The sequence below is a fragment of the Pseudomonas sp. NPDC007930 genome (genome assembly GCF_042958985.1).
Classification (GTDB): Bacteria; Pseudomonadota; Gammaproteobacteria; order Pseudomonadales; family Pseudomonadaceae; genus Aquipseudomonas.
The window spans coordinates 154,968-170,333 of sequence record NZ_JBIBKC010000008.1; the positions used below are offsets into that span (position 1 = coordinate 154,968).

Here is a 15,366-nt window from a genome sequence, read left to right on the forward strand (position 1 = left end):
GGCAGCACATGCCGGGTATCCAGGTATTCACCCATATCAATCGGTTGGTCCAGGGCCGCGGCGCGGTGGCCCAACTGGCCGAGGAAGTCGCGCGCTTCCAGGCGCGCAAGGTCCTGGTGGTCACCGACCCCGGGCTGGTCGCCACCGGCATTCCGGCGCGGGTGGTCGAAGCGCTGGGCGGCTACAGCACCCACGTGTACAGCGATGTCGAGCCGGACCCAAGCATCCAGACGGTTGAGCGTTGTACGGCGTTCGTGCGCCAGCAAGGCTTCGACCTGGTGATCGGCCTCGGCGGCGGCAGCGCCATCGACACCGCCAAGTGCGCCGCGGCGCTGGCGAGCAACGAAGGCGCCGTGGAGAGCTACCTGGGGATCGAGAAGATCCCCGCCGCCGGCCTGCCGAAGATCATCATCCCGACCACCGCCGGCACCGGCAGCGAAGTCACCAACGTCGCCGTGCTGAGCCTGAAAGACCAGCACACCAAAAAGGGCATCGTCAGCCGCCAGCTGTTCGCCGACGTGGCGATCCTCGACCCCGAGCTGACCCTTGGCCTGCCCGCGGCGATCACCGCGGCCACCGGCATGGATGCCCTCACCCATGCCATCGAAGCCTACGTGTCGCGGTTTCACCAACCCCTCACCGACCACTTTGCGCTGGAGGCGATCCGCCTGATCGGCGCCCACCTGCGCACCGCCGTGCATCACGGCGAGAACCTCGACGCCCGCGAAGCCATGCTCACCGCCAGCCTGTACGCCGGGCTGGCCTTCGGCAGCGCCGCCACCGGCATGGTGCATGGCCTGGCGATGCCGCTCGGGGGCCAGTTCGAGGTGCCGCATGGGGTGGCCAACGCCATGCTGCTGCCCTACGTGATGCGCTTCAACCTGGTCGCCGCGCTCGAGCGTTACCGCGACATCGCCGTAGCCCTGGGCGAGCCGGTGGCCGGCCTGAGCGTGCGCGACGGCGCCGAACGCTCGCTCAGCGCGGTGCGGCAGTTGGCCCACGACGTTGGCATCCCGACCCTGCGCGAGATGAACATCCCGCCCAGCGCCATCGATGCCCTGGCCCGCGACGGCCTGAGCAACAGCCGGCAAGTGCTGCCCAACCCACGCAAGGTCACCTACGAAGGCCTGGTGGGGATCCTCGAAGAAGCCTTCGCCGCCCCCGCCTCACGCTGACCCCGCGCCGCCGCGCGGCGGCGCCCCACAACAATAAAAACACCGGGAGAACCCCATGGCTACGGTTCCGCTCACCTCCACCGCTGCCGGCCAGAACGTGGTCGCCAGCCGGGTGTACCAGAAAATCGCCTGGCGGCTGATGCCGTTTCTGATGTTCTGTTACTTCAGCGCTTACCTCGACCGGGTCAACGTTGGCTTCGCCAAGCTGCAGATGTCGACCGACCTGGGCTTCAGCGAAACCGTCTACGGCCTGGGCGCGGGGATTTTCTTCATTGGCTATTTCTTCTTCGAGGTGCCGAGCAACCTGATCCTGCACCGGGTCGGCGCGCGGGTGTGGATCGCCCGGATCATGATCACCTGGGCGGTGATTTCCGCCGGCTTCGCCTTCGTCGAAACCGCCACGCAGTTCTACGTGCTGCGCTTCCTGCTGGGGGTTGCCGAGGCCGGCTTCTCGCCGGGCATCCTGCTGTACCTGTCTTACTGGTTCCCGGCGGCGCGGCGCGGCAAGGCCACCGCGATGTACTTTATCGCGATCCCCCTCAGCGGGGTGATCGGCGGGCCGCTGTCGGGCTGGATCATGGGCTCGATGGGCGCGCACCCGCCGTTCGCAGGCTGGCAGTGGCTGTTTTTGCTGGAAGCGATCCCGGCGCTGATGCTCAGCGTGGCCACGCTGTTTTTCCTCGACGACTCAGTGGCCAAGGCCAAGTGGCTGAGCCCCGCCGAGCGCGAGCTGGTGGCCAAGGACCTGGAAGCCGATAACCACGGCAAGCAGGAACACCACAGCATCCGCGGGTTCCTTGCAGACAAACGGGTATGGACGCTGGCCATGGCGTATTTCGCCAACGTGATGGGCATCTACGCGCTGGCGTTCTGGGTGCCGTCGATGATCAAGGCCTCGGGGGTGGCGGACACCTTCCAGATCGGCCTCTACTCGGCCATTCCGTTCGCCGTGGCGATCGCCGCGATCATCGCCAGTGGCATCAGCGCCGACCGCACCCGCTGGCGCCGGCTGCACTTCGGCGCGGCGATGCTGCTCGGCGCGCTGGGCCTGCTGCTGACCGCCACGCCGTTCAAAAGCACCGGCTTCGCGGTGTTTTTCCTGTCGCTGGCGGCGGCCGGGATCCTCAGCGGTACGTCGCTGTTCTGGTCGATCCCGGCCACCCTGCTCGGCGGGGTGACCGCCGCGGCCGGCATCGCCTTCATCAACTGCGTGGGCAACCTCGCTGGGTTCGTCTCGCCGTACCTGGTGGGCTGGCTCAATGACCAAACCCACCGCGCCGACGCCGGCATGCTGGCGATCAGCGGCTTTCTCATCGCCGGGGCGTTGCTGATCGCCTGCATCCCCGGCCGGCTGGTGAACAAATAGCCCCGTTCAAGGAGATCCCCATGACCCAACTGCAGCACTACCAGATGTTCATCGGCGGCCAGTGGCTCGAAGCCCAGGGCGAGGAGCGCTTCGATTCGTTCAACCCCTATACCGGCGAAGCCTGGGCGAGCATCCCACGGGCCCGCCAGGCCGACGCCGACAAGGCCGTGGCGGCCGCCGCCAGCGCCTTCCACAGCCCTGCCTGGGCCGGCCTCAGCGCCAGCGCCCGCGGGCGCCTGCTGTGCCGGCTGGGCGACCTGATCGGCGAGCACGCCGAGCACCTGGCGCGCATCGAGGTGCGCGACAACGGCAAGCTGTACTCGGAAATGCTCGGGCAACTGCGCAACATCCCCCAGTACTTCTATTACTTCGGCGGCCTGGCCGACAAGATCGAAGGCGCGGTGCTGCCGATCGAAAAACCCGACACCTTTACCTTCACCCGCCATGAGCCGCTGGGCGTGTGCGTAGCGATCACCGCCTGGAACTCGCCGCTGCTGCTGGCGGCGAACAAACTCGCGCCGGGCTTGGCGGCGGGCAATACCTTTGTCCTCAAGCCCTCGGAGTACACCTCGGCGTCCAGCCTGGAATTCGCCCGGCTGGTGGAGCAAGCGGGCTTTCCCGCGGGGGTGGTGAACGTGGTCACTGGCTTTGGCAACGAGGTGGGCGAGCCGCTGGTCAGCCACCGCAAGGTACGCAAGGTGGCCTTCACCGGCAGCGAAGCCGGCGGCCAACGCATCAACGAAGCCGCGGCGCGCGACTTCAAGCGGGTGACCCTCGAGCTGGGCGGCAAGTCGCCGAACATCGTCTTCGACGACGCCCACCTCGACAACGCGGTCAAAGGGGTGATCTCCGGCATCTACGCCGCCACTGGGCAAACCTGCGTGGCCGGTTCGCGGCTGCTGGTGCAGCGCAGCATCTACGCCGCCTTCCTCGAGCGCCTGGTGGCCTTCGCCAGCCGCGCCAAACTCGGTGACCCGATGCTGCCCGGCACCCAGGTAGGGCCGGTGACCACCCCGGCGCAGTACCGCAAGATCCTCGACTACATCGACATCGCCAAGGCCGAGGGCGCGCGCTGCATCCTCGGTGGCGGCCCGGCCAGCGGCGGCGACTGCGGCCAGGGGCAATTCGTGCAGCCGACGATTTTCGCCGACGTGCACAACGGCATGCGCATCGCCCAGGAAGAAGTGTTCGGCCCGGTGCTGGCGTGCATCCCTTTCGACGACGAAGAGGACGCCCTGCGCATCGCCAACGACAGCCTCTACGGGCTGGCCGCCGGGGTGTGGACGCAAAGCATGGCGCGCAGCCTGAAGATGGCCCAGCGCCTGGAGGCCGGCATGGTCTGGGTCAACACCTACCGCGCGGTCAGCTATATGGCGCCGTTCGGTGGCCACAAGCGCTCGGGCATGGGCCACGAGAACGGCGCCGAGGCGATCCGCGAATACCTGCAGGTCAAGAGCGTGTGGATCAGTACCGGTGAAGAGGTGCCTGATCCTTTTGTGATGCGCTGACCGCCCTAGCCCAGCGCCGCCACCGCGGCCCCGCAGCCGGCCGGGTGCGCCGGCAGCGGCAAGCCCAGGCGCTCGCGCAGGGTGCTGGCCTGAGACGGCTCGGCGGGCACCAGCCCTCGGCGGCGCAGCTCTGGCAAGACGAAGGTGATGAAGTCATCGAGCCCCTCGGGGTAGGTCGGCGGCAGGATATTGAAGCCGTCGGCGCCGCGCCCTTCGAACCAGGCTTGCAACTGGTCGACCACCTCGCTGGCGCTGCCCACCAGCACCCAATGCCCGCGCGCGCCGGCCAGGCGCAGGTACAACTGGCGCAGGCTCAGGCCTTCGTCGGCAAGCTTGCGTATCAGCGCCTGGCGGCTTTGCGAGGCATTGCTCAGCGGCAGCTCGCGGGGCAACGGGCCGTCTACCGGCAGGCCGCTCAGGTCAACGCCGCCAAGCAGGCCACTGAGCAGCTCAAGGCCCACCGCCTCGGGCACCAACGCCTGTAGCGCGTCGAATTTGGCGCGGGCCTCGGCCGAGGTGGCAGCGGTGTAAATGGTCACCCCCGGGAGGATCTTGATGTGCTCGGGGTTGCGCCCCAGGCGCTGGGCGCGGCCTTTCACGTCACGGTAAAAAGCCTGGGCGTCTTCAAGGCTCTGGTGGGCAGCGAAGATCGCCTCGGCGGTGCTCGCCGCCAGCTCGCGGCCGTCTTCGCTGGCGCCCGCCTGCACCAGCACCGGTTTGCCCTGGGGCGAACGCAGCACGTTGAGCGGGCCACGCACGTTGAAGTGCTCACCCTGGTGGTTGGCGTCATGGCGCTTGCTGCGGTCGATGAACAGCCCGGCTTCGCGGTCGGCGAGCACCGCGTCGGCTTCCCAACTGTTCCAGAGTTTATCCACCACCGCGTGGAATTCCCGCGCGCGGCTGTAGCGCGCCGCGTGGGCCAACTGGCCGCCACCGCCGAAGTTCGCCGCGGCGTTAGGGTCGCTGCTGGTGACCAGGTTCCAGCCGGCCCGGCCGCCGCTGATGAGGTCAAGTGAAGCAAACTGGCGCGCCAGGTTGAACGGCTCGGAGTAACTGGTGCTGGCGGTGGCCACCAGGCCGATGCGTTGGGTCACCGTGGCCAGCGCCGCCAACAGGGTCAGGGGTTCGAAGGTCAACTGCGGCGCGACCACCTGGTCGTAGGTGGGGGAATCCACGCCACGGATAGCCACGCTGTCGGCGAGGAACAACGTGTCGAAACCGGCCGCCTCGGCCTGGCGCGCCAACGCCTGGTAATGGTCGATGCGCACCCCCGCGTCGGCCTGCGCGCCCGGCGCCCGCCAGGCCACGATGTGGTGCCCGGTGGCACGCAGGAACAAGCCAAGCTTGAGGTGATCGGAACGTTGCGGCATAGCGGGGAAGCTCCTGGCGTACGAGGTGTACCCGGGAGCCTGCGCGCGCGTTGCCAGGGGCGTCCAAGTCGATCTGGCGATAGCGTTATAACGCCTCGCCCCCCTGCCGCAAGCGCCCCGCTACCGCCCGCAGCGCCAACGGGTAGCCGTCGGCGCCCAGGCCGCAGATCACCGCGCCGGCGCTGGCCGACATGATCGAGTGGCGGTGCAGTTCATCGCGGGCATGAATGTTCGACAGGTGCAGCTCGATCAGCGGCGCTTCGATCAGCTTGAGGGCATCGAGCACCGGCACCGAGTGGAACGAGAACCCCGCCGGGTTGATGATCACCGCCGCGTGCTGCTCGAAGGCCTCTTGCAGCCAGTCGACCATCACGCCTTCATGGTTGGTCTGGCGAAACACGCAGGCCAGGCCCAGTTCGTCGGCCAGCGCGTGGCAGCGCTGTTCGATTTCGGCCAGGGTGGTGTGGCCGTAGATGTGTGGCTCGCGCCGCCCCAGCAGGTTGAGGTTGGGGCCGTTGAGGATGAATACGGTACGGTTCATAAGCGCCCTGCCTGGTTACTTCGAAAGGATGCCGGCCGCGTTGGCGGCGCCGGGTTCGGCCCGCGGGGCCACGGCGTTGAGGTCACAGCCACGGGTTTCCGGGCCGATCACGATCATCGCCAGGGAGATCAGGTTGATCACCGCGCACAGCGACACCAGTGACCACGGCGAATTGCCCGACTGGCTCAACAGCCACACCGCGACCATCGGCATCGGCCCGCCCACCAGCAGGTTGGCGCCGGTGTAGGCCAGCGCCGAGCCGGAATATCGCACCTGGGTGGGGAAGGCTTCGGCAAAGGCCACCGGCTGGATGCCGCTCTGGAACTGGGTAAAGCCGAGGAACACGCCCATGATCGCCATGATTGCCGGCAGGCTCTGGGTATTGAGGATCGGGAAGTACACCGCGAGGATCAACAGCGTCATGCACGAGCCCAGCGCCAGCGCCTTCTTGCGCCCCCAGCGGTCGGCCAGGTAGCCGCCGGCCAGGGCGCCGAAGATCGCGCAAACGTTGGCCACCATCAGCGCCATGAAGCCGGTAGGCTGGCTCAGCCCCAGTTGTTTGGTCAGGTAGCTGAGGGTGAAGATCACGATCAGGTAGAACAGCGCCGCTGGCGAGCAAAAGAACAGCATCAGCCGCAGGATGGTGCCGTAATGGCCACCCAGGGCAGCCTTGAGCGGGCTTTTTTGCTGTTGCACCGGGGTGTGCTTCAAGGCCAGAAAGGCCGGGGTTTCCTCAACCTTCAGGCGGATGAAGATCGCCACCAGCACCAGCACGAAACTCATCACGAAGGGGATGCGCCAGCCAAAGCGCTCGAACTGCTCGGCGCTGAGGGCCGCGGCCAGGCCCATGAGTACCGCGTTGGCGAGGATCTGGCTGAGCGGCGAGCAGATGCCCAGCAGCCCGGAATACCGCCCGCGGCGGTTCGCCGCGGCGTGCTCCAGCGCCATCAGTTGCGCGCCGGTAGACTCACCGCCCAACGCAAAGCCCTGGATGATCCGCAGCAGCACCAGCAGCACTGGGGCCCACACGCCAATCTGCGCGTAGGTGGGCAGCAGCCCCATCAGCACCGAGGCCAGGCCCATCAGCGTGACGGTGGCGAGCATCAGGTTGCGCCGGCCGAGCTTGTCGCCCAGGTAGCCGCAGGTGATCGCCCCCAGCGGCCGCGCCGCCAGGCCCACGCCGAAGGTGGCCAGCGAGGCCAACAGCCCAGCGGTGGGCTCCATCGCCGGGAAGAACAGCTTGGGCAGGATGGTCGCCGACACCGCGCCATAGAGGGTGAAGTCAAACCATTCCAAAGCGGTGCCGAGGGTGGCGGCGGTGACCGCCCGGCGCGGCATCTGCGCGGCGTGTGGGGCATTGCGGATAGCGCTCATAGGGGTGCCCGTGATTGTTGTTATGAAGGGGGGCGGGTTGAGCTAGACGTTAGCCCATTGGCGGTGCAGGATAATTATCGAAAACTGGATAAATGCATAAGCTTGGCTTATGTATTTGAAGCAGCTGGCCCATCGCCAGGAGCACAGCCCCCATGGAACTACGCCACCTCAAGGCCTTTGTGATCGCCGCGGAGCTGGAGCACTTCAGCAAGGCTGCCGAGCACCTGGGCATCGCCCAACCCGCGTTGAGCCAACTGATGCGCAGCCTGGAGGCGGAACTGGGCCTGCCGTTGTTTCGCCGGGAACACCGCGGCGTGGCGCTGACCGCCGCCGGCGAGGCGTTCCTGCCGCACGCCCGGGCGTCGCTGCAGGCCAGCGAGCTGGCAGTGGCCGCCGCCCGCCGCGCGCGGCGTGGCGAGGTCGGCGAAATCAACATCGGCTTTCATTCGGCGCTGTTCGAGGCGCACCTGCCACGGCTGCTGCGGCATTACTTCAGCCACTTCCCCGAGGTCAAGGTGCACCTGGTAGACGCCGGTATCCACGCGCAATGCCAGGGCCTGCTGGAGCACACCCTGGATGTGGCCTTCGCCCGGGTGTTCAAGGACCACCTCCCCGAGCGCCTGCGCACCCAACCGTTCAGCGAATCGCGGCTGGTGCTGCTGATGCCCGACCACCATGAACTGGCCGCCCGCTTCGACGGCGAACTGGCAATGCTGCGCCATGAGCCGTTCGTGTTCCTGCAAGACCCCAGCGGCATGGGCCTGACCTCGCACATCGTGCAGGCCTGCCGGCAATACCAGCTGCACCCGGAGAACATCCTCTACGTGCCGTCGTTGATGAGCATCCCCGGGCTGGTGGCGGCCGGCCTTGGCCTGAGCATCGTGCCTGAGCCCATGACCCGCCTGGGCATGCCCGGCATCCGCATCGTGCCGCTGGCCCAGCCCGGCATGGTCAGCGAGCTGTCGCTGATTTCCCGGATCGACGAACGCTCGCGGGCGGTGCTGCACTTTATCGAGCAGGCCCAGCGCGGGGGGGAGCACTGAGCCGGGCCGGCAGCGCTGCCGGCCCTAGACCTTCTTGAACCAGCGCTCCAGCACCGCCTTGATCTCGAAGAACGCCGGGCTTTGTGGCCGGGCCTGGGCCCAGGCGAGGCCGACGTCCATCGACGGCACGGGGTCTGCCAGTTGCCGGCGGACGATGCGCTGGCCTTCGAGCGACCATGGCCGGTAGACCAGGTCCGATAACACCGCCACCCCCTGCCCGCTCGCCACCAGGCTGCGCACCGCCTCGATCGAGGTGGTGCGAAAATGCGGCTGCAGGCGCAAGCCGAATTCCGCCCAGTAACGCTCCACGGTGCTCACGTGTTCATCCATGTCGAGCAGGATGTACGGCTCGGCCGCCACCTGGGCGAGCGTCACCCGGTCAGCGCTCATCAGCGGGTGGTCCGGGTGGCCCCAGAGGGTGCGCGGCGAGCGCACCAGCGGTTGGCACTGCAGGCGCCCTGGCGGCAGGTTGGAGGCCAGCAGGATGGCGAGGTCCAGCGCGCCCTGCTGCAACTGCTCGCACAACGCCTGGCGGCCGAGCTCGACCACGCTCAATTCCAACTGCGGGAACTGCTGGCGCAGGGTGATCAGCAAGGGGGCCAGCACGTAGGCCGAGATGGTTTCAGTCACACCCAGTGCCAGCGGGCCATGGGCCGCCGACGGCCGCTCGGCGAGCGACGCCATGGCCTCGCGCAGGGTCGCTTCGACCTGCTGGGCCTGGCGCAGAAAGCGCACACCGGCTTCGGTCAGGCGCACGCCGCCGTGGTGGCGGCTGAACAGCGAGGCGCCGAGGGTTTGCTCGAGGTTCTTCAACGAGGCGGTCATCGACGACTGGCTCACATGGCAGCGCAGCGCCGCCTTGGACACCTGCCCGGTTTCGGCGATGGCAATGAAGTGCTGAAGCTGCCGGGTGGAGGGAAGCATCGGTTTTTCCAATATTGGTGCAGCGATTCAATGAATTATCTATGCCCGCGCGGCAGTAATACCATCTGGCCATGCTCCTGACTAGCCACGGTGCCCCAGTGACTGTGACCCTCGACAAACCCGGCTACTGCACCCTCTGCCGCTCGCGCTGCGGCACGCTCAACCGTGTCGAAGACGGCCGCTTGATCGCCGTGCAGCCCAACCCCGCGCACCCGACCGGCAAAGCCATGTGCCTGAAGGGCAAGGCGGCGCCGGAGCTGGTGTACAGCGCGGACCGGATTCTCCAGCCGCTGCGCCGCACCACCCCACGGCACCACCCAGACCCAGGCTGGGAACCGATCAGCTGGGACCAGGCCCTCGATGAAGTCGCCCGGCGCCTGGCCCAGGCCCGCGACACCCACGGCGCCGAATCCGTGGGCTTTGCGGTGACCACGCCGAGCGGCACGCCGCTGTCGGACAGCATCGACTGGATCGAGCGGTTCATTCGCCTCTACGGCAGCCCCAACACCTGCTATGCCACCGAAATCTGCAACTGGCACAAGGACCATGCCCACGCCTTTACCTTCGGCTGCGGCATGCCCACCGCGGATTACCGCAACGCCGAGGTGATCCTGCTGTGGGGCCACAACCCGAGCAACACCTGGCTGGCCCAGGCCGAGGCGATCGGCGCCGGGGTGGCCGCCGGCGCGCGGTTGATCGTGGTCGACCCACGCCACACCTCGCTGGCCGCCCAGGCCCAGAGCTGGCTGCGGGTACGCCCCGGCGCCGACCTGGCACTGGCCATGGGCCTGGCCAACCTGCTGATCGAGCAGGGCCGCTTCGACGAGCGGTTCATCCGCCACTACAGCAACGGGCCGTTGCTGGTGCGCGAAGACAACGGCCGGCTGTTGCGCGCGGCCGAGCTGGGCCTGGAGGGCGCCGCCGGGGTGATCTGCCACGCTGGGCAACTGCACGACGCGCAGCACGCCAGCCCGGCGCAGCTCGACGGCGCCGCGCTGCAGGGGGTGGTCCGCGCCACCTTGGCGGACGGCACGCAGGTGAACTGCCGGCCGGCCTTCGCCCGCTACGCCGAAGCCTGCGCCGAGTACACGCCGGCCCTGGTGGAGCAACTGAGCTGGGTAGCACCGGCGCAATTGCAGGCGGCCGCGGCGCTGCTCGGCGGCGGCCAGCGGGTGGCGTTCCATGCCTGGTCGGGGGTGGGCCAACAGGAAAACGCCTCGCAAACCGACCGCGCCATGGCCTGCCTGTATGCCCTGACCGGCAGCTTCGACCGCATCGGCGGCAACCGCCAGTACCACAAGCCGGCGGCCAACCCGATCAGCCACTTCGGCCTGCTCGCCGCCGAGCAGAAGGCCAAAGCCCTGGGCTTGGCGCAACGCCCGCTGGGCCCCCCAAGCCAGGGCTGGGTCACCGCCCGCGACCTGTACACGGCCATCGTTGAGCGCCAGCCCTACGCGATCAACACGCTGGTCGCCTTCGGCACCAACCTGCTGGTGTCGCAACCCGAGTCGCACCTGGGCCGCGAAGCCCTGGAAAAACTCGACTTCTACGTGCACTGCGACCTGTTCGAGTCGCCCAGCGCGCGCTATGCAGACATCTTCCTGCCGGTGAACACGCCCTGGGAACGCGAGGGCCTGCGCATGGGCTTCGAAATCAGCGAGCAGGCCGAGCAATGGGTGCAACTGCGCCAACAGATGGTGCCCAGCCAAGGCGAGTCGCGCTCGGACGTGGCCATCGTAATGGCACTGGCGCAGCGCCTGGGCCTGGCCGAGCAGTTCTTCGGCGGCTCGCTGGAGGCTGGCTGGGACCACCTGCTCGCCCCCAGCGGGCTGACCGTGGCGCAACTGCGGGCCAACCCCGAGGGGCTGGCGGTGCCCACCGAAAACCACGAGCAGGCCTACACCCGGCGCCCGCGCGGGCAAGCCTTCAACACCCCCAGCGGTTTGGTCGAGCTGTATTCCGAGCGGTTGCTGCAGCATGGCTACCCGCCGCTGCCGCAGCCCCTCGAGGGCCAGCACGAAGCAGCGCTGGATGAGCGCTACCCGTTGCTGCTGAGCTCGGCGAAGAATGGCTACTACTGCCACAGCCAACACCGCAGCCTGGCCTCGCTGCGCAAAAAGGCGCTGCACCCCGTGCTGGAGATCTCCGCCGAACTGGCCCAGGCCCGCGGCATCGATGAAGGTGACCGGGTGCTGGTCAACAGCCCCACCGGCCAGGCGCGGTTCACCGCGCACATCGCCGCGCACCTGCACCCGGCGGTGGTGGTAGGTGAGTACGGCTGGTGGCAAGGCTGCGAGCCGCTGGGGCAAAGCGAGCTGCCGGTGGGCGATGGCGGCAGCAACTTCAACCAGTTGTTCAGCGGCGTGCGCCAAGACCCGATCAGCGGCTCGTCGCCGCTGCGCGCGCACCGCTGCCAGGTGCAACGCGACCCCGCGCAAAGCCCGCGGCTGCGGCGCTGGCCGGGTTTGCGGCGGTTCGTGGTCAGCGCGCTGGCGGCGGAAGCCGGCGAGGTGATGAGGGTGACCTTCAGCAGCGAAGACGGCGGCCAGGTACCGGACTTCCTCCCCGGCCAGCACCTGACGCTGCAAGTACAGACCGCCGAGGGCCCGTTGCAGCGCGCCTACTCCCTGGTGGGGCCGGCCCAGGTGCCTGGGCGCACTGGCTACAGCATCGCCGTGCGCCATGCCCGCAGCCTGGATGAACACGGCCAGCCCGTGCAGGGGTTGATGTCGAGCTTTATCCACGAGGTACTCACCCTGGGCAGCCCGGTTGAGCTGCGCATGCCCGCTGGCAATTTCATCCTGCCCAGCGCGGGCGAACGCCCGCTGGTGCTGGTGGCCTCCGGGATTGGCATCACGCCGTTCCTCAACCTGCTCGAAAGCCTGCCCGCAGGCCGCGCCCAGCCGCCGGTGCTGTTGCTTTACGGCAACCGCGACGGCGCCCACCACGCCTTCAAGCAACGCCTGCGGGCGCTGGCCCAACGCCTGCCGGCGCTGACCCTGGTCAATGCCTACAGCCAGCCGGCGGCGGCCGACCGCTTCGGCGAGGATTACCAGCACGCGGGCCGTGTGGCGCCTGGGTTGATCCCCCGCGCGCTGCTGCGCCGCCGGCCGTTGGTGTACCTGTGCGGGGCGATGGAGATGATGACCGCGTTCACCCACGCGCTGGTGCAGGCCGGCGTGCCGCGGCTCGACATCCAGTACGAAGCGTTCCGCTCGCCGCAGGCCGTGAAGGTGCTGCCCGGCCAGGCGTTCCCGGTGCGCTTCGCCCGCTCAGGGGTGGAGCACACCTGGACCAGCGCCGACGGCTCGCTGCTCAGTTTTGCCGAGCGCCTGGGCATCAGCCTGCCCAGCGGTTGCCGCGTGGGCCAGTGCGAAAGCTGCGCGGTGCGGGTGGCCGAGGGCAGCGTGGCGCACCTGCACGGGGCGGCCCCGGATAGCGAAGACACCTGCCTGGCCTGCCAGGCAATCCCGACCAGTGCCTTGACCCTGGACGCCTGAAGGAGGCCCCTGACCGATGTTGATCGTCGACACCCAACAGACCCGCGCGGCGCTGCCGTTCGGCGCGTTGATCGCAGCCTTGCACGAAGCCTTCGTGAACCCGGCCGAGGTGCCGCTGCGGCATATTCACGACCTCGGCAACGCCGTCGGGCAGCCGGCCACGGTGCTGCTGATGCCGGCCTGGAACCGCCGCTACTTCGGCATCAAAACCGTCGCGGTGTACCCCGGCAATAGCGCCCGCGCCCTGCCCGGCCTGCACTCTACCTACATGCTGTACGACAGCCGCAGCGGCGCGCCGCTGGCGTTGCTCGACGGCAACGAGATCACCTCGCGGCGCACCGCCGCCGCCTCTGCCCTGGCCGCCAGCCGGCTGGCCCGGGAAGGCGCCAGCAGCCTGCTGGTGGTCGGCGCCGGGCGTGTTGCCAGCCTGCTCGCCGGTGCCTACCGCGAAGTGCGGCCGATCCACCGGGTGCAGGTGTGGAACCTCAACCCGGCCAAGGCCGAGGACCTAGCCCGGGAGCTCACCGAAGCGGGCTTCGCGGCCAGCGCGGCCAGCGACCTGCAAAGCGCCTGCGCCGAGGCCGACATCATCAGCTGCGCCACCCTCTCGACCGCGCCGCTGATCCAGCGCGCCTGGCTCAAGCCGGGCAGCCACCTTGACCTGATCGGCGGCTTTACCCCGCAGATGCGCGAAAGCGACGACGCCTGCTTTGCCGATACCGAAGTGTTCGTCGACACCGGCGAGGCCTTGATCAAGGCCGGTGACCTCTTAGCCCCCATCGCCAGCGGCGTGTTCAACGCCAGCCAGGTGCGCGCCGACCTCGCCGCGCTCTGCCAAGGCGATCACCCTGGCCGTACCGATGCAGCGCAGATCACCGTGTTCAAAGCCGTCGGCACGGCCCTGGAAGACCTCGCCGCGGCGCAACGGGTGTACGAAGCGCACCTGTAACCGGTTACCCCAAAACAACAATACCTTCGGTTTCTTTTTCTGCCTGTCCAGCCCAACACAAGAGGAAGACAGTTATGCAACAGCACACACTACACAGCACCGCCGCGCCCGCGCGCAGCGGCCCCCTCGAGCGCATCGCCATCGGTGTGTCGAACTGGTCGGAGCGCTGGTTCCCCGACGCTTACGTATTCGCCGCCCTGGCGGTGATGCTGGTGGCGGCCGCCGCGCTGGCGATGGGCGCGCCGGTAAAAACCGTGGCGGCGGCCTTTGGCGACGGTTACTGGAGCCTGATCCCGTTCACCCTGCAGATGGCCATGGTGGCGATTTCCGGCTACGTGGTGGCGGTATCGCCGCCGGCGTCGCGGCTGATCGCCCGGCTCGCCGCGTTGCCCCGCAGCGGCCGTGGCGCGGTCACCTTCGTGGCGCTGGTAAGCCTGTTCTGCTCGATGTTCAACTGGGCGATCAGCATGATCTTCGCCAGCCTGCTGGTGCGCGCCCTGGCCCGCCGCGAAACCCTGCGAATGGACTACCGCGCCGCCGGCGCGGCGGCCTACCTGGGCATGGGCGCGACCTGGGCGCTGGGCTTGAGCTCGGCGGCGGCGCAGATCCAGGCCAACCCGGCCAGCCTGCCGAAATCCCTGCTCGACATCACCGGGGTGATCCCGTTCTCGCAAACGATCTTCCTCTGGCAATCGCTGGCAATGGCCGCGGTGCTCAGCGCCGCGTCGTTGCTGGTGGCCTGGGCCAGCGCCCCGGGGCCGGAGCGGGCCCGCACCGCGCAGGACCTCGGCGTTGACCTCAGCCAGGCCAACGACAGCCTTGAACCGCGCCAGCGCCCCGGCGAGTGGCTGGAATACAGCCCCCTGCTGACGCTGGTCATCGTTGCCCTCGGCGCGGTGTGGGCGGTCAATGAGTTCACCAGCAAGGACCCGGTGTACGCGATCTCCAACCTCAATACCTACAACCTGCTGTTCCTGCTGCTGGGAATGCTGCTGAGCTGGCGGCCCAAGCGCTTTTTGCGCGCGGTGGCGCGCTCGGTGCCGTCGGTGGCCGGGGTGTTGATCCAGTTCCCGCTGTACGGCTCGATCGCCTTCATCCTGACCAAAGCCGCCGGCAGCGACGGCGCGACCGTGTCGCACCATATCGCCGAAGCGTTCGTGTCGATCGCCAACCCGGATAACTTCGCCGTGGTGATGGGCCTGTACTCGGCGGTGCTGGGCTTTCTGATTCCGTCGGGGGGCGGCAAGTGGATCATCGAGGCGCCCTACGTGATGCAGGCCGCCAATCAGCTGCAGATGCACCTGGGCTGGACGGTGCAGGTGTACAACGCCGCCGAGGCCTTGCCCAACCTGATCAACCCGTTCTGGATGCTGCCGCTGCTCGGCGTACTGGGGATCAAGGCGCGGGACATGATCGGCTTCACCTTCACCCAGTTGATCGTGCACCTGCCGCTGGTGATGCTGATGCTCTGGGGGTTCTCCAAGACCCTGGCGTACCTGCCGCCGGTCATGCCCTGAGGGCGCCTCGGCCGGCACAGCCGGAGTGCTGTTCACTTAAGCAATCAAAGCGCTAAATCTTAGGTACAAAGCCTTGATCTCTCCCTGGGGTTTTACCGA

The 15,366-nt window shown here is 68.1% G+C and carries 11 protein-coding genes; 7 read left to right on the forward strand and 4 right to left on the reverse strand.

Features of this window, described 5'->3' with window-relative positions; all coding sequences use genetic code 11:
• Window positions 1–8 precede the first annotated feature (8 nt).
• Genes ACFZCE_RS17930 through ACFZCE_RS17940 form a run of 3 tightly spaced genes read left to right on the forward strand, consistent with a single transcriptional unit; the run spans window position 9 to window position 4,049 of the window.
• Window positions 9–1,175 (forward strand): iron-containing alcohol dehydrogenase, encoded by a 1,167-nt coding sequence (locus ACFZCE_RS17930; RefSeq protein WP_390941396.1) that lies wholly within the window; start codon window positions 9–11, stop codon window positions 1,173–1,175.
• A 55-nt stretch (window positions 1,176–1,230) separates the two neighbouring features.
• Window positions 1,231–2,541, forward strand: a complete 1,311-nt coding sequence (locus ACFZCE_RS17935) for an MFS transporter (RefSeq protein WP_390941397.1) — start codon at window positions 1,231–1,233, stop codon at window positions 2,539–2,541.
• A 20-nt stretch (window positions 2,542–2,561) separates the two neighbouring features.
• The gene (locus ACFZCE_RS17940; protein ID WP_390941399.1) at window positions 2,562–4,049 is read left to right on the forward strand and encodes an aldehyde dehydrogenase family protein; all 1,488 of its coding nucleotides are present in this window, start codon (window positions 2,562–2,564) and stop codon (window positions 4,047–4,049) included.
• Between the two features lie 5 nt (window positions 4,050–4,054).
• Here the strand turns inward: ACFZCE_RS17940 and ACFZCE_RS17945 are convergent, their stop codons facing one another.
• The 3 genes from ACFZCE_RS17945 to ACFZCE_RS17955 form a co-directional block, all read right to left on the reverse strand.
• Complete coding sequence (locus tag ACFZCE_RS17945) at window positions 4,055–5,419, reverse strand: NtaA/DmoA family FMN-dependent monooxygenase (RefSeq protein ID WP_390941401.1); 1,365 nt, start codon at window positions 5,417–5,419, stop codon at window positions 4,055–4,057.
• Between the two features lie 85 nt (window positions 5,420–5,504).
• Window positions 5,505–5,960: a type II 3-dehydroquinate dehydratase gene (locus tag ACFZCE_RS17950; protein WP_390941403.1), complete on the reverse strand. Its 456-nt coding sequence runs from the start codon at window positions 5,958–5,960 to the stop codon at window positions 5,505–5,507.
• 15 nt (window positions 5,961–5,975) lie between these two features.
• Window positions 5,976–7,334 carry an MFS transporter gene (locus tag ACFZCE_RS17955; protein WP_390941405.1) on the reverse strand — a complete coding sequence of 453 codons (1,359 nt, stop codon included), beginning with the start codon at window positions 7,332–7,334 and terminating at the stop codon, window positions 5,976–5,978.
• A gap of 152 nt (window positions 7,335–7,486) precedes the next feature.
• Between ACFZCE_RS17955 and ACFZCE_RS17960 the strand changes: the two genes are divergently transcribed.
• Window positions 7,487–8,377 (forward strand): LysR substrate-binding domain-containing protein, encoded by an 891-nt coding sequence (locus ACFZCE_RS17960; protein ID WP_390941407.1) that lies wholly within the window; start codon window positions 7,487–7,489, stop codon window positions 8,375–8,377.
• Between the two features lie 24 nt (window positions 8,378–8,401).
• On the opposite strand, the gene ACFZCE_RS17965 is transcribed toward ACFZCE_RS17960, so the two are convergent.
• Window positions 8,402–9,301, reverse strand: a complete 900-nt coding sequence (locus tag ACFZCE_RS17965; protein ID WP_390941409.1) for a LysR substrate-binding domain-containing protein — start codon at window positions 9,299–9,301, stop codon at window positions 8,402–8,404.
• Window positions 9,302–9,399: 98 nt separating this feature from the next.
• On the opposite strand from ACFZCE_RS17965, the gene ACFZCE_RS17970 reads away from it, so the two are divergent.
• The 3 genes from ACFZCE_RS17970 to ACFZCE_RS17980 all read left to right on the forward strand — a co-directional run bounded on the left by ACFZCE_RS17970 (window position 9,400) and on the right by ACFZCE_RS17980 (window position 15,267).
• The gene (locus tag ACFZCE_RS17970) at window positions 9,400–12,801 is read left to right on the forward strand and encodes a molybdopterin-dependent oxidoreductase (protein WP_390941411.1); all 3,402 of its coding nucleotides are present in this window, start codon (window positions 9,400–9,402) and stop codon (window positions 12,799–12,801) included.
• A 16-nt stretch (window positions 12,802–12,817) separates the two neighbouring features.
• Window positions 12,818–13,750, forward strand: coding sequence for an ornithine cyclodeaminase family protein (locus ACFZCE_RS17975; protein ID WP_390941413.1), 933 nt, complete (start codon window positions 12,818–12,820; stop codon window positions 13,748–13,750).
• A 74-nt stretch (window positions 13,751–13,824) separates the two neighbouring features.
• A complete protein-coding gene (locus ACFZCE_RS17980) occupies window positions 13,825–15,267 on the forward strand; it encodes a TIGR00366 family protein (RefSeq protein WP_390941415.1) in 1,443 nt (480 codons plus the stop codon).
• Window positions 15,268–15,366: the final 99 nt, after the last annotated feature.